General features: G+C 39.7%; 14 protein-coding genes. 6 read left to right on the plus strand and 8 right to left on the minus strand.

Annotated features, from left to right (window positions below):
• The first annotated feature begins 23 nt into the window (after positions 1-23).
• Positions 24-362 (plus strand): hypothetical protein, encoded by a 339-nt coding sequence (locus F968_RS02320; protein WP_004789850.1) that lies wholly within the window; start codon positions 24-26, stop codon positions 360-362.
• 19 nt (positions 363-381) lie between these two features.
• Here the strand turns inward: F968_RS02320 and F968_RS02325 are convergent, their stop codons facing one another.
• The 5 genes from F968_RS02325 to F968_RS02345 all read right to left on the minus strand — a co-directional run bounded on the left by F968_RS02325 (position 382) and on the right by F968_RS02345 (position 7,709).
• Complete coding sequence (locus F968_RS02325; RefSeq protein WP_004789853.1) at positions 382-1,338, minus strand: cation diffusion facilitator family transporter; 957 nt, start codon at positions 1,336-1,338, stop codon at positions 382-384.
• Between the two features lie 131 nt (positions 1,339-1,469).
• On the minus strand, positions 1,470-4,628 hold the full coding sequence (locus F968_RS02330; protein ID WP_004789855.1) for an efflux RND transporter permease subunit: 3,159 nt from the start codon (positions 4,626-4,628) through the stop codon (positions 1,470-1,472).
• The gene (locus F968_RS02335; protein WP_004789858.1) at positions 4,618-5,838 is read right to left on the minus strand and encodes an efflux RND transporter periplasmic adaptor subunit; all 1,221 of its coding nucleotides are present in this window, start codon (positions 5,836-5,838) and stop codon (positions 4,618-4,620) included. Before F968_RS02335 ends, F968_RS02330 begins: the two co-directional genes overlap by 11 nt.
• A gap of 2 nt (positions 5,839-5,840) precedes the next feature.
• Positions 5,841-7,256 carry a TolC family protein gene (locus F968_RS02340; protein WP_004789860.1) on the minus strand — a complete coding sequence of 472 codons (1,416 nt, stop codon included), beginning with the start codon at positions 7,254-7,256 and terminating at the stop codon, positions 5,841-5,843.
• Positions 7,257-7,310: 54 nt separating this feature from the next.
• Positions 7,311-7,709, minus strand: coding sequence for a cation efflux protein, CzcI-like (locus F968_RS02345; RefSeq protein ID WP_212749648.1), 399 nt, complete (start codon positions 7,707-7,709; stop codon positions 7,311-7,313).
• Positions 7,710-7,866: 157 nt separating this feature from the next.
• Here F968_RS02345 and F968_RS02350 point away from each other — a divergent pair, with 157 nt between their 5' ends.
• The gene (locus tag F968_RS02350) at positions 7,867-8,559 is read left to right on the plus strand and encodes a YidX family protein (RefSeq protein ID WP_004789865.1); all 693 of its coding nucleotides are present in this window, start codon (positions 7,867-7,869) and stop codon (positions 8,557-8,559) included.
• A 361-nt stretch (positions 8,560-8,920) separates the two neighbouring features.
• The gene (locus tag F968_RS02355; RefSeq protein ID WP_004789868.1) at positions 8,921-9,304 is read left to right on the plus strand and encodes a tetratricopeptide repeat protein; all 384 of its coding nucleotides are present in this window, start codon (positions 8,921-8,923) and stop codon (positions 9,302-9,304) included.
• A gap of 44 nt (positions 9,305-9,348) precedes the next feature.
• On the opposite strand, the gene ettA is transcribed toward F968_RS02355, so the two are convergent.
• Entirely contained in the window at positions 9,349-11,010 is a 1,662-nt protein-coding gene (gene ettA, locus F968_RS02360) for an energy-dependent translational throttle protein EttA (protein WP_004789871.1), read from the minus strand.
• A 295-nt stretch (positions 11,011-11,305) separates the two neighbouring features.
• Between ettA and F968_RS02365 the strand changes: the two genes are divergently transcribed.
• Complete coding sequence (locus tag F968_RS02365) at positions 11,306-12,583, plus strand: O-acetylhomoserine aminocarboxypropyltransferase/cysteine synthase family protein (protein WP_004789874.1); 1,278 nt, start codon at positions 11,306-11,308, stop codon at positions 12,581-12,583.
• Between the two features lie 272 nt (positions 12,584-12,855).
• On the plus strand, positions 12,856-13,746 hold the full coding sequence (locus F968_RS02370; RefSeq protein WP_004789875.1) for an SDR family NAD(P)-dependent oxidoreductase: 891 nt from the start codon (positions 12,856-12,858) through the stop codon (positions 13,744-13,746).
• A 65-nt stretch (positions 13,747-13,811) separates the two neighbouring features.
• On the opposite strand, the gene F968_RS02375 is transcribed toward F968_RS02370, so the two are convergent.
• A complete protein-coding gene (locus F968_RS02375; protein ID WP_004789877.1) occupies positions 13,812-15,998 on the minus strand; it encodes a solute carrier family 23 protein in 2,187 nt (728 codons plus the stop codon).
• A 297-nt stretch (positions 15,999-16,295) separates the two neighbouring features.
• Positions 16,296-18,644, minus strand: a complete 2,349-nt coding sequence (locus tag F968_RS02380) for a Tex family protein (protein ID WP_004789878.1) — start codon at positions 18,642-18,644, stop codon at positions 16,296-16,298.
• 668 nt (positions 18,645-19,312) lie between these two features.
• Here F968_RS02380 and ompR point away from each other — a divergent pair.
• A complete protein-coding gene (gene ompR, locus F968_RS02385) occupies positions 19,313-20,077 on the plus strand; it encodes an osmolarity response regulator transcription factor OmpR (RefSeq protein ID WP_000060753.1) in 765 nt (254 codons plus the stop codon).
• The last annotated feature ends 7 nt before the right edge of the window (positions 20,078-20,084 follow it).

The raw sequence follows: 20,084 nt of genomic DNA on the forward strand, positions 1-20,084 counted from the left end.
TTCAAACTAAATGTGGAGTTCTCATGCAATATCGTTGCCCTCAATGTCAGAGTGTTAAAATTATGCCTGTAAGCCAAGGCATTAACAGCGTAAAACCAGCAGTTCCTAAAAGCCTTGCTATCTTGATTCCTGCACTTTTTGTACTTTTGCTCTTGGTTGTGATTAGCATTTTTATGTGGATTTTTGGCAATGGTGCAGGTAGCACTCTTCAAATTGCAACAGTAGTTGTTTTTGTTGTGACTGTAGGAGCAGGTTTTATGTTTTGGCGTGATTTGCCAGACTTTAAACTGTCTATGCAAGCATTTATGCAGTCACAAAAACATTGGAAATGCCGTGACTGCAATCACGAATGGGAAATTTAAAAAAAGTGTTCACATCAGCTTAATGCTGATGTGAATGTTCTTTGTCATTGTCATCATGCTCGTGTGAAGCATGTTGAGCAATATGCTGACAATTAATCTCAGCATCGTCTTCAATTTGCAATGTCACTTCGCCAATACCATGTTCATGAGAAAGCATTTCAACAGCATCTTGATAGAGCTTGGTACGGTCCGCTTGAGGCGCAAATAAGTGCACCGTTAAATGGATATTTTTAGAAGTAATCGCCCATACTTTAAGTTGGTGAATACTCTCCACACCGTTTAAAGAAAGCAGATCTGTACGTAACTTCTCAATATCCACTTCTTCTGGCACGCCTTCGAGCAAAATATTAATACTTTGTTTAAGTAAAACCCATGTTCTTGGTAATACCCAAAAGCCAATCAATACTGCAATAATTGTATCGACCCAGTACCAGTTGGTGAAGTAAATGATGAGTGCCCCAATAATAACGCCGACTGAGCCTAGCGCATCACTCAATACCTCTAGATAAGCACCTTTAACATTTAAGCTACTATTAGCACTCGACATGAGAATTTTCATTGAGATGAGATTAATCACCAAACCAATGGTCGCCACAATGAGCATTCCCATACTTTGAATTTCAGGTGGCTTAGAGAAGCGGATATAGGCCTCATATAAAATATAAATTGCCACCACAAAAAGCATGAGTGCATTAAATAAAGCAGCCAGAATTTCAAAGCGCTGATAACCGAAAGTGCGTTTATTATCGGCAGGACGTTTGGAAATTTGAATGGCGACCAAAGCAATTGCCAAAGCAGCTGCATCTGTAAACATATGCGCAGCGTCAGAAAGCAATGCCAAACTTTGTGTGATTAAACCTGCAATGACCTCAACAATTAAAAACGTTGTCGTAAGCGCTAAAGCAATCGTTAATTTCTTAGCATTACCTTCAGTCACTACAGCATGACTATGATCATGACCATGATGTCCACCCATTTTGCGGACTCCTTTTTATTTATCTTTATGGTGAGTTAAAAGTAACGATGAAGACACCATTACCTTTAACTCTTTCAAACACTTTTTTGAGTTGACTCTGTCATCAAAAAAGATATCTCAAATCGATGACATTATGAATGCTCAACACTTTTCGTCTTGCCTTCATTCATCCATCGATAAATGACTGGTAATAAAACCAGCGTTAATATCGTAGATGAAATAATGCCACCGATTACTACAGTTGCCAAAGGTCGCTGTACTTCTGCACCAGTTCCAGTTGCCAAAGCCATTGGAATAAAGCCAAGAGATGCGACACAAGCCGTCATGAGTACAGGTCTTAAACGTAAGATTGCTCCATTCCATGTTGCAGTTTGAATATCAAATTTTTCTCTAAGCTCTTTAATAAAGCTCAGCATCACTAGACCATTCAAAACAGCGACACCCGACAAAGCAATAAACCCGACACCAGCCGACATAGACAGCGGAATATCTCTTAGCCAAAGGGCAATAAGACCCCCTGACAAAGCAAACGGCACGCCACTAAAGACCAACAGGCTTTCTTTAACATTATGAAATACAGCCATGAGTAAAATAAAAATCATAGCAAGCGCCAATGGAACAACAATTTTCATTCGGGCAGCAGCTGAGGCTAAATTTTCAAATTGACCACCATATTCCAACCAATAACCTGCTGGCAGTTGTTCTTTTGCGAGTGTTACTCTTAATTCTTGAACAAATGATCCTAAGTCACGGCCTTCTACATTTGCAGTAATAATGACACGGCGCTTACCATTTTCACGTCCCACCTGATTTAAACCTGAGGTACGTTCAACTTTAGCGACATCTTGAAGCTGAATGAGTCCACCATTTGGTAGCTGAATCGGAAGTTGAGCTAAGTTTTGGATGGTACGCTGCTGGTCTTCTAGACGAATTTCAAAATCAAATCGTCTATCCCCTTGTAAAATCTGTCCAACATTTTGTCCACCAACACTTGCTGCCATAATATCTTGAATAGCTTTTGCAGATAATCCGTATTGCGCAGCCAGAGGTCGGTTAATTTCAACACTCAGCACCGGTAAACCACTCGTTTGTTCTACCTTAACCGCTGTGGCACCTGAAATTTTTTGTACTTTCTGAGCGAGTGCTTGAGCCTGCTCATTGAGTACTTGCATATCATCGCCAAAAATCTTGACACCAATATCACTCCGGATCCCTGAAATTAGCTCATTAAAGCGTAGCTCGATCGGTTGAGAGAACTCACTGTTATTACCGGGTAATGTCGCTAAGAAAGCTTCCATACGTGAACGCAGCTCAGCTAGCGTCTCTTTAGAGTTTGGCCACTGATTATGCGGTTTAAGTAAAATAACTGCATCAGAGATATTAGGCGGCATCACATCCGTTGCAACCTCAGCCGTGCCTGTTCGAGCAAAAACAGCTTTCACCTCTGGAAAGTTTTTCAAAATGAGCTTTTCAGTATTTTCCTGCATTCGCAGTGATTGCTCGAGCCCAGTACTCGGTGAACGCATTTGCTGCAAGGCAAAATCACCTTCGCTGAGTTGCGGTGCAAATTCACTGCCCATTTGGATAGCTAACACGCCTGTGAGCACTAAAATACTTAATGCAAAACTAACAACCACTATCTTAAGCTGATAAGCCCGATCGAGGACATCTCGGTATTTCTGCTTTAAAAGCTGCATCCAACGTGTTTCTTTTTCTTTTACTTCACCCGTAACAAAAAGAGCAACTGCCGCAGGTACAAATGTCACAGAAAGAATCATGGCACCCAATAATGCAATCACCACTGTCATCGCCATTGGATGAAACATTTTGGCTTCAACACCAGATAAAGCAAAAATAGGTAAATAGACCACCAAAATAATCATTTGCCCAAAAATAAGTGGTCGACGAGCCTGTTTTGCTGCAAGAAATACTTCTTTGAATCGCTCAGCTCGGGTAAGGGGTCGATGTAAAGCATGCTGTGCTTCTGCTAGACGTCGAATACAGTTCTCTACAATAACAACAGCACCATCTACAATAATCCCGAAATCAAGCGCTCCTAAGCTCATGAGGTTGGCACTAATGTTTTGTTCAGCCATACCTGTTAGGGTAAATAACATCGAAAGTGGAATAACGCAGGCTGTGATTAAAGCAGCTCTAAAATTGCCTAGAAAAATAAACAAAATCACAATAACTAGAATGGCACCTTCAACAAGGTTCTTCTGTACGGTTGCAATTGCTTTGTTTACTAAAGTTGTTCGGTCATAAACCGTTTCGATTTCCACACCTTTAGGTAATGTAGGCTGAATTTCCTTAATTTTGTTATCAACCGCCTGAGCAACGGTACGGCTATTTTCTCCCATCATCATCATGGCAATGCCAAGAACCGTTTCCTCACCGTTGTAAGTTGCAGCTCCTGTTCTTAAATCATGCCCAATAGAAACATTTGCCACATCGGTCACACGAATTGGTAACCCATTTTTGGTGCTCACAGTAATGTTTTGAATATCTTGAACACTACTTAGCATGCCTGGCACACGAACGGTGAGTTGCTCTCCATTTTCTTCAATGAAACCAGCACCACGATTTTCATTATTTTCTTGCAGAGCAGTTTGAAATTCATTGATTGAAATCTGAAGCTGCTGCAAACGTTTTAAATCAGGTGACACAATATAGGTTTTATTGTAGCCGCCAATACTGTTAATCTCTGCTACGCCTTTCACACGCTGCAATTGAGGACGCACAATCCAGTCCTGAATTTCACGTAAGTCCATGGCTGTATAGGCCGTACCATCTGCTTTCTTAGCGCCTGATTTTGCTTTTACCACCCATTGGTAAATTTCACCTAAACCTGTAGAAACAGGAGACATGACTGGATCGACTGATTCGGGCAGTTGCCCGTCCGCCTCTTGTAAACGTTGGTTAATCAGTTGTCTTGCCCAATAAATATCGGTTCCATCTTTAAAAATGATGGTGACTTGGGAAAGCCCATAACGTGAAATAGAGCGGGTTTGTTCCAGATTAGGAATACCAGCCATCGCATTTTCAATAGGATAGGTAATCCGCTGTTCAACCTCTAAGGCGGTATACCCATTGGCTTGAGTATTAATCTGAACTTGCGTATTAGTAATATCTGGAACTGCATCAATAGGAAGCTTTTGATAACTCCAGATCCCAACTCCAATCCAAGTCAGTACAAATAACATGACCCAAATAGCATTTTGAATAGCAAACTGAATAACTCTATCAAACAACCCTTCTGGTTTGGGTAGCTCTGGTTTATTAATGTCCATGCTCCGCCTCTCCTTTTTCCAGTTCGGATTTCAGCAAGAAGCTACCTTCTGCCACATAGCGCTGGCTTGGATTAATACCTTTTACAACTTCGACCCACTGACCATCTTTAGAACGTTGTCCCAACTGTACTGTGACAGGTTCAAACTCAAAGCCTGTTTTGACCATTTTTGGGGTAAAGATAACGTCTTTACCTTCGACTTGTTGAATCGCCTGAGCTTTTACACGGGTCACTTTTTGCATTGTGCCTGAAGAATTCAGCTCAACATTAACCATTAAGTTTGGACGCAATTCATTACTATTTGCCAAGACCTTGGCACGCACTTGTAAACGCCCCGTTTGAGCATCGGCTTCAGTTGTTAAACTTTGAACTTGAGCTTTAAATGCATTCCCAGTTTGTAAAGATTTAAATTCAATCTGCTGATTTGGCTGTAAATTCAGATTTGCGGTGCTTGGTAATATAAACTCCAGCCACAACTGATCAAGCTGATTAATAATAAAAAGCTGGTCTGCTAGCTGTACGTTTTCACCTACCACAATATCTTTGTTACTCACCATCCCAGCAATTGGCGCCGTTAAGGTATAGCGCCCTCCTGAACCCGAACCCACCCCGAAAGCACTTAGACGTGAGCGAGCTGCTTTCACTTGAATTTGTGCTTGTTGATAGGCGTTATAAGCTCGTTGATAATCTTGTTTGGCAGAAATTCCTTGAGACCATAAGCTACGTTCACGCTCGCAGTCCTGACGCGCTAAATCAAGATTAGACTGTGCAATTTGCAAATTCGCTTGTTGATCGACCAGATCTGGAACCAATAAGCTTGCGAGAGCCTGCCCTTTTTTAACCTGTTGCCCTAATTCAACATATACCGCTTCGACACGACCACTAAAGCTTGGCGAGACATGGGCTTGTCGGTCTGTATTCACAACCAGTTTTGCTGGATAAGTTTGAAGTTGAGGAACTTCACCTAGTTCAGCTTGTTCAATTTTTAAATTTTGTTCCTGCATTTGCTGAGCAGTGAGTAGCAGTGGTTTTTCACCTTCTTCATGGTGTTCTTCACCCTTTTCTTCAGCATGCCCGTGACCTTCCGATGCTTCAGAAGAATTAGATTTGTTTTTTGAATTTAAAACCAGTAAACCAATTAATAGTGCAGTGATTGCAGTAATCACCCCGACCCAAAGCCATTGAGAATTTTTCTTTAAATTTGTCGACATTATTATTCTCCTGCCTGAGTTGGGAATGTTTGACTTTGTTGCCAAGCACGTTGATTGAGTTGCATTAAGGCATCTTTCGCCATGATTTGCTCTGGTTCTAACCCAAGACGTAAACTTTGAATTTCAATTGAATTTTGCCAAGCTTGTTTTAATAGCTCGACTTTACGTAAGCGCACGTCTTGCAATTGCATGGTGGCTTGTTGAACATCGGTAACGGCGAACTTACCCAAACGGAAACCTTGCAATGTTTTTTGCTGAACTTGAATAGCAAGAGGAACTTGCTGATCATTCAGTTGTTTAAACTGGATGCGTAAACCTTTTAACTCTGATATTAGGGTTTCAATATCAACCTGATTTTGCTGTCGATAAAAGCTTTGCTGGCGTTGAGATAACTCTTGTTTGGCCTGAGCAATCTTGATTCCGTATTGCTGGCGATTAAAAAGATTTAAAGGAATTTCCACACCTAAACGAATTTGGTTATCCGTACTCTGTTCTGGAGAACGAGTGTTATTAACACCTAAAGTTACAGTAGGCTGCGGTCTTGCTTTTGCTTTAAGCTGTTGAATATTGGCTTGCTGCGCAAGAGCATCTAACTGGAAAGAACGCTCTAATAAATTATTTTGCACATCTTGGCTTGGTTCTACATTCGCTGCCAATGCCCATAACTGATTTGGACTTTGGAATAGCTGAAACTGACTTGAACCACCTCCCCATAAGTTCACCAATTGCTGTTTCGCAACTTGAAGTTTTAAATCAACTTGTTGGTATAAACGCTGATTTTCCAAGTGAGACATCCGCACTCGATCTACATCCACTTGCGCAATACTTCCTGCTTGATAACGCTTTTCCGATGCCAACAAATTTTCTTGGCTGACTTCTAGCTGCTCTGCAATAAGAAACTTTTCAAGCTCAAGCAAAGCTACTTGTGACCAGAAATATTTAACGATTAATCCAAGTTCAGCTTGATAACGCTGCTCGGCCAAATCAATTTTTGATATTTCCACTTTTGCCAAGTTTTGCGCAGCCTTACGTTGTCCAAAAATATCTAAAGGCTGAGAAATGCCTATCGCAAGTTCTTTTTCTTGATCACTTTGGAAACCAGTTTGTTCAATAGAAAGACTTGGGTTGGCCCATAAACGACTTTGCTTTAAATTGGCCTCAGCCATTTGCTGCTGTGCTTGCCAAACCCCTTGCTGACTTTGATATTTTTGTACCTGCTCTAAGGCTTGGTCAAAAGTAAACGCTGCTTTTTGAATATAACGTTCTTGTTGAATCTCAGACTGAGCCATCGCTACTTGTCCAGCCAATAGCATGGCAACAGATAGGCTTGAGATTGTTAAAACTTTTTTTAACGTTATCTTAACGTTATTCTCTAAGTGAGAAGTAGAACTCAATCGAGTTGAAAAAATAGAAGACATGTTTTTGCCCCGCAATAAATAAGAGATGCGGTGGGCTCGTTTTGGCTACCCCACCTATAGCGGGGATAAAACAGGAGGAGGTTTTAAAGCAGTAAGATGGGGCGACTGGTAAGAATTAGACCAGTGATAAATTTGTGAGAGTTCCTGCACATGCACTACAGGTGTTTCAGCTTGCTTTGCAACTTCAGTCATCACCACATGAAAACATGAAGGCAAATGATCATGATGATCTTGCAAATTTAAAGGCGGTTTATGAGAGGCGTTTCCAGCATCTTTCTGTTCAGTATGAGCTTGATGTGAAGGTTGGTATACATCTAAAGCTGCGTGATGCCCGAAATGATGCAATGCTTTTTCCTGATTTTCATGCGCGCAAAATGCAGCTGCCACATTCCATAAACTCTGGAATATGAGCAAACTAAACAAGACGGACATAAAAATTGCGGAACGTAGCAAAAGCACACCATTGAACTAAAAAGTTGAACAAAGGCACTATAACAGGCTCTAGGCATGTAATAAAATTACAAAACCTCGATTCATAAATCTCCGTTTTTTAATTTAGAACTTATCTCACGTTATACGAGACAAAAATAATTTCTTTTGAGTAACCTTTATGTACAAGCTTTTTTCTGCATCTATATTAACCATTTGTCTAGGCTTAACGGGCTGCGCGACCAATATGTTGTCCACCGCTTTACCAAATGAAACAACTGAAATTAAAACAACCACTTTAAAAACCGATCAAATTATTGCCTTAGGTCAAGCAGTTAAAAATGATCAAGAACAAGGCTTTGTATTTATCGGTCAAGATTATAATTATTTAATGACTGACGGTAGCTCAAACCTTTTAAATATTATCAAAAGTATTCCAGCAGAGCAGAGAACAATAAAGACACCATCACCTCTTGTACTTGAGATGGATGATTCCACCCATTTCCATGGAGAAATAACGATTCGTTATAATATCCCTACGTCCAAAATGGATGAAAAGCAAAAGGAACTTTTAAAGACCTTAGGTTTTAAGAATCAATTCATGGCAATGGAAAATCAACAACAAGTTTTTTATCCTTTCACCATCATCCGCTTTAAAGGAAAGATTTACCAAAAAGCAGAGAATCAAAAAATTCAACAGCAACTCTCAGTTCCCTATCCAGTCGCTTTACAGCAAAAAGATGAAATAACCAAGAAACATCCGTTTAAACGTGTAACACGCATGGCATTATACCCTTTAGCAATGACCTTTGATGTGATTACGGTAGCTCCATCATTAATATGGTCAGATTTACATGGTGACTTTAATAAATAAGATCTTTCACTCTTAAAATAAAAAAACCAGCCCTTAGGCTGGTTTTGTTTAAAAAAATTTCTTTTGTTTGATATTTATAACTTTTAATTAAACGTTCTAGTCAAAATAAATTGAAGAAAAAATCAAAAAATATTGTTTTCTATTTTTTTAAAACTCGGTCATACGCTAGGTATAAAGAGAAGCTCTAATTAATCTTCTTAACATAAAAACACGTGTAACTTTTATGTAAGCCAAAACTTCATTATTTTTCATCCAAAGGCGCTATATCACATTTACAAAAAAAAACATAAGATTTCAATATAAGGGACTAGCTTAAAAGTGTGAGTCAATTCAATCAAATTGAGGAACAAGGGAGACTATCATGAATATGAAATCAATCAAGCATGGGCTTAATCACTTGTTTGCTTTTGAAAACTTGCCATCTGATATGCATTCGCAAGCTGTAGATGAAATTGAACAAGGCTTACGCTTTGAAGAGTTAGCCGTACAAGATCATGAACGTATGCAAAATTGGTTAGATATTACTCCAAACGACCGCAATGCAATGTGGTGCTATCTCCGTGCAGCTTTAAGAGGTAACGCCGATGCTTCCTTTAAACTCGGTATTGGTTATCTTAATGGTCAATTTGGCCTAGATAAAAATTATAGTGAAGCTGAAAAATGGCTGAAAAAAGCAGCCAGTCAAGGTCACCCCGATGCGGAGCGTCGCTTACAAGAAGCTTTTAGTAAACTAGCTTTCTCATAAAACAAAAAACCAGCCCTTAGGCTGGTTTTTTCAATTAGCAGAGATTAACCGCTAATTTTTTTGTATTTCGTACGTTTTTGAACAGCGTCATCACCTAAACGTGACTGACGATATGCTTCATATTCTGCATAGTTACCTGCGTAGAATTCTGGCTGTTCATTTTCAAATGACAAAATATGTGTCGCAATACGGTCAAGGAACCAACGGTCATGCGATACCACCATTACCGTACCTGGGAATACAAGAATTGCATCCTCAAGCGCACGTAAAGTTTCAATATCCAAGTCGTTCGATGGCTCATCCAGTAAGATAACGTTTGCACCTAACTGTAAGATCTTCGCAAGTTGTAAACGGTTACGCTCACCACCAGACAATTCACCTACACGTTTTTGCTGATCTTGACCTTTAAAGTTAAAACGGCCGATATAAGCACGTGATGCGATTTCGTAATCACCGATTTTTAAGATATCTAAACCGCCAGAAACTTCTTCCCAAACAGTTTTATTATTATCCAAAGTGTCACGAATCTGACCAACATAAGCCACTTTAACTGACTCACCTAAGGTCACAGTACCTGTATCAGGTTGCTGTTCGCCAGTCATCATACGGAATAAAGTTGTTTTACCCGCACCGTTTGGACCAACGATACCAACAATCGCTGTTGGAGGTACGGTAAAAGTTAAGTTTTCGTACAACACGCGACCGTCAAATGACTTACTGATACCTTCAACTTCCACCACTTTGTTACCCAAACGTGGGCCAGGTGGAATGTAGATTTCAGATGTTTCATTACGTTGTTGGAATTCTTTAGAGTTAAGCTCTTCAAAACGTTCCATACGCGCTTTGTTTTTCTTTTGCTGACCTTTAGCATTTGAACGAACCCATTCAAGTTCTTTTTTCAATGCTTTAGCAAAAGACTCTTCTTGTTTATTTTCCTGCTCTAAACGAGCATTCTTTTGTTCTAACCAAGAAGAATAGTTACCTTGATAAGGGATGCCCATACCACGGTCAAGTTCAAGAATCCACTCAGCCACGTTATCCAAGAAATAACGGTCATGCGTAATCGCAACGATAGTGCCCGGGAAATCTTTCAAGAAACGTTCTAACCAAGTTACAGATTCTGCATCTAAATGGTTCGTTGGCTCGTCCAGAAGTAACATATCTGGTTTCGAAAGCAATAAACGGCACAGTGCAACACGACGACGCTCACCACCAGAAAGTAATGTTACGTCTGCATCCCAAGCTGGAAGATTCAAAGCATCCGCAGCAATTTCAAGCTGGTTGTTTAGGTTGTGTGCATCCCAAGCATGGATAATTGATTCTAATTTTTCCTGCTCTTTTGCAAGTGCATCAAAATCTGCATCTGGGTCTGCATATTCTGCAAAAACCTGATCAAGACGTTCTAACGCATCTAAAGCTTCACGCACGCCATCTTCAACGTTACCACGAACGTTTTTAGTTGGATCTAGCGGTGGTTCTTGCTCTAAATAGCCGATTTTAATTCCAGGTTGTGCACGAGCCTCACCAGAGAAATCTTTATCTACGCCAGCCATAATACGAAGCAGGGTAGATTTACCTGCACCGTTCAAACCGAGTACACCAATTTTGGCACCCGGGAAAAATGATAAAGAGATGTCTTTTAAGATTTCGCGCTTTGGCGGAACCATTTTAGACACTCGGTTCATCGTATAAATATATTGGGCCACGCAGGACTCCTCAATTGAAAAACCAATACATCGCATAAGCGATAAATAATCGCGCGTATTATACGCTGAAAACCTCATTGACTTGAAGTTATGATTTCCATCGTACGGATTTATCAAACAATTTTCTTTTTCAATAAGTTGCAAAATGTTTATGTATAAGATTTATACAGCGTTTCAGCGTATATTTTTCTATCTTTATTCCTAAAATTAGAAAACAAACCAGAATTTCTGCAATTTTCTATACCAATTTTAGGCTAGACTCGCTCAATATTTAACTCACGAAGATGAAGTAATCATGACGTATAAAGATGAAACCTTAGCCATTCATGCAGGCTATTCACCAGAGGCAACCACAAAAGCTGTTGCAGTCCCTATTTATCAAACTACCTCTTACGCATTTGATAATACCCAGCACGGTGCCGATCTTTTTGATTTAAAAGTTCAGGGTAATATCTATACCCGTATTATGAACCCGACCACTGCTGTACTTGAGCAACGCCTTGCTGCACTCGAAGGCGGGATTGGTGCTTTAGCCTTAGCTTCTGGAATGGCAGCAATTACTTATTCAATTCAGACGATTACCGAAGCTGGAGATAATATTGCTTCTGTCTCAACCTTGTATGGCGGAACGTATAATCTATTTGCCCATACCTTACCCAAACAAGGCATTGAAGTTCGCTTTTTTGATTATCAAAAACCTGAAAGCTTACGTAATTTAATTGATGATAAAACTAAACTTGTTTTTGTTGAGTCGATTGGTAACCCGCTCGGAAATATCATCGATTTAGAAGAAATTTCAAAAATTGCCCATGAATATGGTGTACCTGTCATTGTCGATAATACGGTTGCCACCCCTGCTTTATTAAAACCATTTGAATATGGCGCAGATATCGTCATTCACTCTCTTACAAAATATATCGGCGGTCATGGCAATAGCATTGGAGGGGCGATTGTAGATAGCGGCAAATTCCCTTGGGGTAAATATCCGGAACGTTTTAAAGTTTTGAACACCCCTGATCCAAGTTATCACGGTGTAAATTATGTCGAAGCTTTAGGTGAAGCTGCTTATATTGCACGAGCTCGTGTTGTACCACTACGTAATACAGGTGCGGCAATTAGCCCGCTTAGTGTTTTCTTGATTTTACAAGGCTTAGAGACCTTAAGCCTCCGCATGGAACGTCATACTGAAAATGCTCAAAAAATTGCGGAATATTTACAGACTCATCCAAAAGTAAAATGGGTTAATTACGCAGGTTTAAAAGATCATCCACAGCATCAACTTGCTCAAAAATATGTAAAAGGTAAACCTTCTGCAATTTTATCTTTCGGCGTACAAGATGGTCTCGAAGGGGGGACTCGCTTCATCGATGCACTTCAGTTATTTACTCGTCTCGTAAATATTGGTGATGCAAAAAGTTTGGCGTGTCATCCTGCAACGACGACTCATCGCCAGCTTAATGAACAAGAACTTAAATCTGCTGGTGTAAGCGAAGATATGGTACGCCTTTCAATTGGAATTGAGCATATTGATGACTTAATTGCCGATTTAGACCAAGCACTTTCAGCTGTATAACTTTTAAACTATTCAATAAGCCTCTAGAAGTAGAGGCTTTTTTATTTTTCATTTATTGCATAACTAAAAGAATTAATAGATTAAGATCGTATTTTAGAGTTTTTACTCTAAATAAATTGTTAAATTTCATATATTTACAGACTAGACAATTTTTAAACATCTATTAAGATAATAGCCATATTTATGAGTTCATTTGGATGAACCTACGGTTGTAAAAAATAAAAATTACATACCGGAATAAATAGTCCCTGCCCCTACTTAGGTAAAATGCTGTGAATAAAAAATTAGAAGCTCTGTTCCAGGAAAAGGTACAAGATAAAGTCATTTTAGTGACAGGCGCCTCGAGTGGAATCGGATTAACGATTTCAAATAAACTTGCTGATGCTGGTGCCCATGTTTTACTGGTTGCCCGTACACAAGAAACTCTGGAAGAAGTGAAAGCAGATATTGAAAGCCGTGGCGGTAAGGCATCAATTTTCCCGTGTGATCTCAATGACATGGACATGATTGACCAAGTATCTAAAGAAATTTTAGCAACTGTTGATCACATTGATATTTTAATTAATAACGCAGGTCGCTCTATTCGCCGTGCCGTACATGAGTCTTATGATCGTTTTCATGACTTTGAACGCACGATGCAATTAAATTATTTTGGTGCAGTACGCCTAGTTCTTAATATTTTGCCACATATGATTCAGCGTAAAGATGGACAAATTATTAATATTAGCTCGATTGGTGTGTTAGCAAATGCGACTCGCTTTTCTGCTTATGTTGCGTCTAAAGCAGCGCTTGATGCATTTAGCCGCTGTCTATCGGCCGAAGTTCATGCACACAAAATTGCGATTACTTCAATTTATATGCCATTGGTTCGTACCCCAATGATTGCACCGACTAAAATTTATAAATATGTACCAACACTTTCACCTGATCAGGCTGCTGACTTAATTGCTTATGCAATTGTGAAACGCCCGAAACGTATGGCAACTAACTTAGGCCGCTTAGCTTCAATGACATATTCGGTTGCACCAGGCATCAACAATATGTTTATGTCGATTGGTTTCCGTTTGTTCCCAAGTTCAGATGCAGCAAAAGGTGAAAAAACCGAGAAATTAAACTGGGCACAAAAAGCATATGCACGCATTTTCCCAGGTGAGCACTGGTAATTTTGAGTTGATGCCATAGTGAAAAAAAGCGCCTTATAAGGCGCTTTTTTTAATTCAAGAGCTGATCAATCAAGAAATTGGACATGCCCTGTTTTTACATCGTAAATTGCACCAACAACTACAATCTCACCTCGTTCCACCATATCTTGAAGCACACTGCTGTTGTTAATAATGTACTGGATGTTGTAGTGAACATTCATTGCTGTGACTTGACTGATAAAAGCATTACCTAATTCACGTGGCTGCATAATGTCATATACGCTATCAACCGAATGCATCAATGGCCCAAGCACATATTGAATGTGTGGCATTTCCTTCACATCAGACACTTGCTTTTGTTCTAGACGTAATTGGCATGCACTCGTCACAGCACCGCAATCGGTATGTCCTAAAACAACAATGACTTTAGAGCCTTTAGCCTGACAAGCAAACTCAAGAGAACCCAGTACTTTTTGCCCCGCAATATTACCTGCAATTCGTAAGCTAAACAGATCACCAATACCTACATCAAAAATCATCTCGGTAGGTGCACGTGAATCCATACAACCAAGCACTGCTGCAATCGGATGCTGCCCTTCATCTGCAGTAACACGAATTTGTCGATAAATATCTCTTTGTAGACGTTCATTTTTTACAAAACGTTCGTTCCCTTCTTTAAGTAAGTTGACGACCTGTTGAGGACTCAGCTTTTGTTGCAAGTCATGTGTACTAATATCAATATCAAGTACGGCATCATCAACATCTTGATAGTGCTGTTTAAACCCGACCAGTTTAAGATTTACTTGGCGTTTAATAGCCGTTTCACTTTGATAATCTTGAATAACTTGATAGATATCAGGATCGATTGAATCACATTGAGTCGCATCAATAATGAGTTGTTGATGTTTATGCACATGTTCCAATGCTGAAATAAGTGCAGAACGATTAAGAAAAGTCACTTGTGACGGAAGCTCAATACGAGTCACTACGCCATGTAAGCGCTTCTCTCTATAAACACGAATACCTTTATTAAAATTACCATAGAGAATAAAAGCACTACTGGTGAACAGACCAATTAAAATTCCCATTAAAAGATCGGTCAGTAAAATTGCAACTAAGGTAATAATAAAAGGTAAAAACTGTTTCCAACCTTTTTGATAAAGCTGTTTAAAGAGTTTTGGGTGGGTAAGCTTAAAGCCTGTCACGATTAAGATTGCAGCCAATGCCGACAGAGGAATCATGTTCATTAATGGCACAAAGAACAAAACCGCTAGCAGCAACAATACGCCATGAATAATGGTAGAGCATTTACTACGCGCGCCTGTATTTGCATTTACCGAACTACGTACAATCACTGAGGTCACAGGCATTCCACCAATTAAGCCAGAAATGATGTTACCTGTACCTTGTGCCCAGAGTTCACGGTTAGGAGGAGAAGAGCGTTTTTGAGGGTCGATTTTATCTGCCGCTTCCAGATTCAATAATGTTTCTAACGATGCAACGACAGCAAGCGTAATTGCTCCTGTGTAAATCATAGGCTCAGCTAAATAGCTAAAATCAGGGAAAATTAATACTTTTTCGGGTGCTTGTAAGATATTCGGCAATTGAATGAGGTTATCAACTTGCACTGCCCAAGGGGAGCCAATACTCACCAAAATAAAATTTAAAACCGCTGCCAACACAACTGCAATCAGAGCAGAAGGTAAAGTTAGTTTTTTGAGTGGACTACTATCCCACGCCAAAATTAAGAATAAACTGAGCAAACCAATGAGTGCAGCTCCTCCATCAAAACGCTGAAGAAATGCATCTGGCGTTGAAGTCCAAACCTGTTTCCATGAAAAATCAGAAAGCCCGAACAGATAAGGTAATTGTGTCGCAATCAGGATGACACCAATGGCCGCCAGTAATCCCAAAATGACATTATTTGGAATAAAGTTTGCAAAAAAGCCTAACTTAAATAATCCAAAGAGAATTTGCAGAACCCCTGCGAAAATAATACACAATAAAAAGGCGGCATAATTGCCGCCTAATTGTTCTAACTGTACAAGAATTACAGCAGTTAGTCCTGCTGCTGGTCCGGCTACACTGATGTGGGAGCCACTCAGTAAGCCAACAATAATACCACCAACAATACCAGCAATAATGCCAGAGATAATGGGAGCTCCTGAGGCTAAAGCGATACCCAAACACAGCGGTAATGCCACAAGGAATACGACAACTCCTGACAGGAGGTCTTTTAAATGAAATCTATTTTTCAGGTTTAAAACCGACATAAAACAACCATTTATAATAAAGAAATAAGCAAAGTTGTACTATTACAGCCTGAAAGTGATTAATTGCTTCAAGGCTTGGTTGATGGTGTCGGACAACTGAATATCGTTAAAGTTGAGTTATGCTATAACGTTGTATATTTGATTGTAGGTTTCACAACGTTTTGTTGATCTTAAGATTCACCTCATCTTTACGACTGCGATTTTTTTCTTATCTGCTTTTATATAACTGTTAAAAAATAATTCTTAACCTATAAAAAAAAGCCTCCGACTGGAGGCCTTTTTATCAATTAAAAACTCTTATTTAGAGCCTTTAATCCCTGCTTGTAGTAACAATGCACCTAAACCGCCAATCTTTTGTTCTTGTGGTTTATCTTGCTTGCTACGCTGAGGACGTTCAACTTGATCTTTACGCGGTTGAGGACGTTTACCTTGAGGTTTACGCTCAAAACGCTGTTCTGAGTTTTGTTCGCGACGTGGTGGACGCTGCGCTTTAACAGGAGCAGAACCTTCAGCACGCATACTTAAGTTCACGCGATTACGTTCAACATCAACCTGCATCACACGTACTTGTACGATCTGGCCCGGTTTTACAACTTTATGCGGATCAGAAACGAACTCATTCGCTAATTCAGAAATATGAACTAAACCATCCTGATGAACACCAATATCAACAAAGGCACCAAAGTTTGTGACATTAGTGATCACACCTTCAAGCTGCATGCCTTCTGTCAATTGACCAACTTCAGTAATATCTTCACGGAATTTAGCAGTATGGAACTCTGGACGTGGGTCACGACCCGGTTTTTCAAGTTCAGCTAAAACGTCTTGAATTGTTGGTAAACCGAATTTGTCATCAACAAATTCATCAGCTTTTACTTGGCGAATGATTTCAGTATTACCAATGATGTCTTTAACCGTTGTTGCTTTTGCTGCAACAATTTTCTCAACAAGACCATAACTTTCAGGGTGAACTGAAGAAGCATCTAAAGGTTCAGAACCATTTTGAATACGTAAGAAACCAGCTGCTTGTTCAAAAGTACGATCACCTAAACGCGGTACGCTTTTCAACGCTTGACGATTGTCAAAACGACCATGCTCTTTGCGGTATTCAACAATCTGTTGAGCAATTGCTTTGTTTAAACCTGCAATATAAGCCAAGATTGCTGGTGAAGCGGTATTTACATCAACGCCTACAGCATTCACACAGTCTTCTACCACTGCATCAAGTGTTTTTGCCAAACCGGTCTGGTTCACATCGTGTTGATATTGGCCCACACCGATTGATTTCGGATCAATCTTAACAAGTTCAGCAAGTGGATCTTGTAAACGGCGAGCAATAGAAACTGCACCACGAATTGAAACGTCAAGTTCTGGAAGTTCTGCCGACGCAAGTTCACTTGCAGAGTAAACAGATGCACCCGCTTCACTTACAGTGATTCGTGTTAAATTCAGATCAGTATTCGCAGCCATCATTTCAGCAACAACAGCTTCTGTTTCACGGCTAGCTGTACCATTACCAATTGCAATGAGCTCTACATTATATTCACGGCATAGGCGTGCAAGTTCAGCAATTGAGCCTTCTTTATCTTCTTTTGGAGCAAATGGATAAATCGTGCTGTGAGCGAGTACATCACCTGCATCGCTGATTACTGCCAGTTTCACACCAGTACGAATACCAGGGTCAACACCCAAAGTAGTACGGCTACCAGCTGGCGCTGACAATAATAAATGACGAAGATTTTCAGCAAATACCTGCATTGCTTCTGCTTCAGCAGTAAGACGTTTTTCTGTCAGCAATGAATGTTCGATTTGAGGACGAATCTTGCCTAACCAGAATAATTTTGCAGTTTGCTTTAAGAAATCCTGACGTGCTTGAGGTTGAACTTGCTCAAGGTTGTATTCGGTTTCGATACGTGCCAATGGTGCATCATCTTCACCATCTACTTTTAAACCCAATACGTTTTCTTGACGACCACGTAACATCGCTAATAAACGATGAGAAGGTAATTTGTTTAAACCTTCAGAGAATTCAAAGTAATCACGGAATTTTTTACCAACTTCTTTCTTTTCTTCAGATGCAACCGCACTTTTTAAAACCGCAGTTTTTGCAAAAGTTGTTTTTAATTCTGTAGTCAGTGAAATATTTTGTGCCCAGTCATCAATCAGAATATGCTGAATTGCATCTAACTGACTTTCAACATCTGGATAGTCTTCATGACTGAATCCAGCCAATGCTTCTGTCGGGTCAACTTGTTCAGCAATAATTTTTTCAGCAATTGGTCCTAAACCTGCTTCTTTTGCTTTAAAAGATTTACTCGTACGCTTAGGACGATACGGTGCATAGATTTCTTCTAAAGCATTTTTTGTTTCGGCTGCATTCACCCGCGCCAACAAGTCATCACTCAATTTATTCTGTTCTTGCAATGACTGAATAACCTTTTCACGGCGCTCATATAAATCACGTAAATACGCTAAACGAGTATCTAATTGGCGTAACTGCGTATCATCTAAACCTTGTGTTACTTCTTTACGGTAACGGGCAATAAATGGAACACTGGCACCTTCATCAATTAAGCGGATGGCAGCTTCTACTTGGTTTGGACGTACGGCAAGCTCACTTGCCAACTGCTGAACTAAGTCAGTCATCGTGTTTGATCCCACAAGGATAAAGTTTAAAAGCACTGATTATAAAGACCAAGCCCATAAAATCCACACTTGTTTGCGTATTCAAAACGTTTTTTTGTATTGACTCTGAATATTTATACTTTTTACGACTACTAGAACACATAAAAACAGGAGTTCAAGTATGAAAAAGTTGAGGCGGAGCTCTGTTTTTTAATCTTTATAAAATATAAACGTAGGTCTTGTGTCATGAAAGTGACAAAATTTTATTATAAATTATGAGAAAATGATAATATTGATACATTCCTCAAAAGCTAAAAACATAGCGATTCAACAAGGTTTTATTCGTCCAATCTTTTAACCAACCCAACCATCTGCTTACTTCAACAATTAAAAGCTTTATAACAACCAAGTTGGTTTACCTAAAATAACTTATTTGAAACAATTAGTTATTACTATTTAATTATTAAAAATTTATCAAATATTTAACTATTTGTTTTTTTAGATCAGTCTTTGCTAAATTATGGGCTTAAGATGTTGTTTTTTGGTTTCAAACCACCTTGAAAATTGTAATTTTGAGCAAATTGATACATAGTCTTAACGAGAACATCAGCATTATACTGAGGGCTTGCTGGCAATAAGCCTGACCGACCCAATAATATATAAATTATGACTTTAAAAGGGAGTACATCATGAGTTTAGTTGTACCTGCTGAACATCCTGAAACCGTACACAACGAAACGGATCGTGTCGAACGTATTTTAGTGGTCGATGACGATGTGCGTTTACGTACCCTCTTGCAACGTTTTTTGGAAGATAAAGGCTTTGTTGTAAAAACTGCCCACGATGCTTCGCAAATGGACCGTTTATTACAACGTGAGTTATTTTCACTTATCGTACTCGACTTTATGTTGCCAGTTGAAGATGGTTTGAGTATTTGCCGTCGTTTACGCCAATCAAATATTGATACACCTATTATCATGTTAACAGCGCGTGGTAGCGATTCAGACCGTATTGCAGGTCTGGAAGCTGGTGCAGACGATTACTTACCAAAACCATTTAATCCAAATGAACTTTTAGCCCGTATCCGTGCTGTATTACGTCGCCAAGTTCGTGAAGTTCCCGGTGCTCCAAGCCAACAAGTTGAAGTTGTAAGCTTTGGACCATGGTCTTTAGACTTGTCTACCCGCACGCTGACACGCGAAGGGCAAATCGTTACCTTAACGACTGGTGAATTTGCAGTATTAAAAGCATTGGTACAACACCCACGTGAACCATTAACGCGCGACAAACTCATGAATTTAGCTCGTGGTCGTGAATGGGGTGCAATGGAACGTTCAATTGACGTTCAAGTCTCTCGCCTACGTCGTTTAATTGAAGATAATCCTGCACGTGCACGTTATATCCAAACGGTATGGGGCGTGGGTTATGTATTTGTTCCAGATGGTGCGGAATAAGTTTGAG

This window comes from Acinetobacter sp. NIPH 817 (assembly GCF_000368405.1).
Lineage (GTDB): Bacteria > Pseudomonadota > Gammaproteobacteria > Pseudomonadales > Moraxellaceae > Acinetobacter.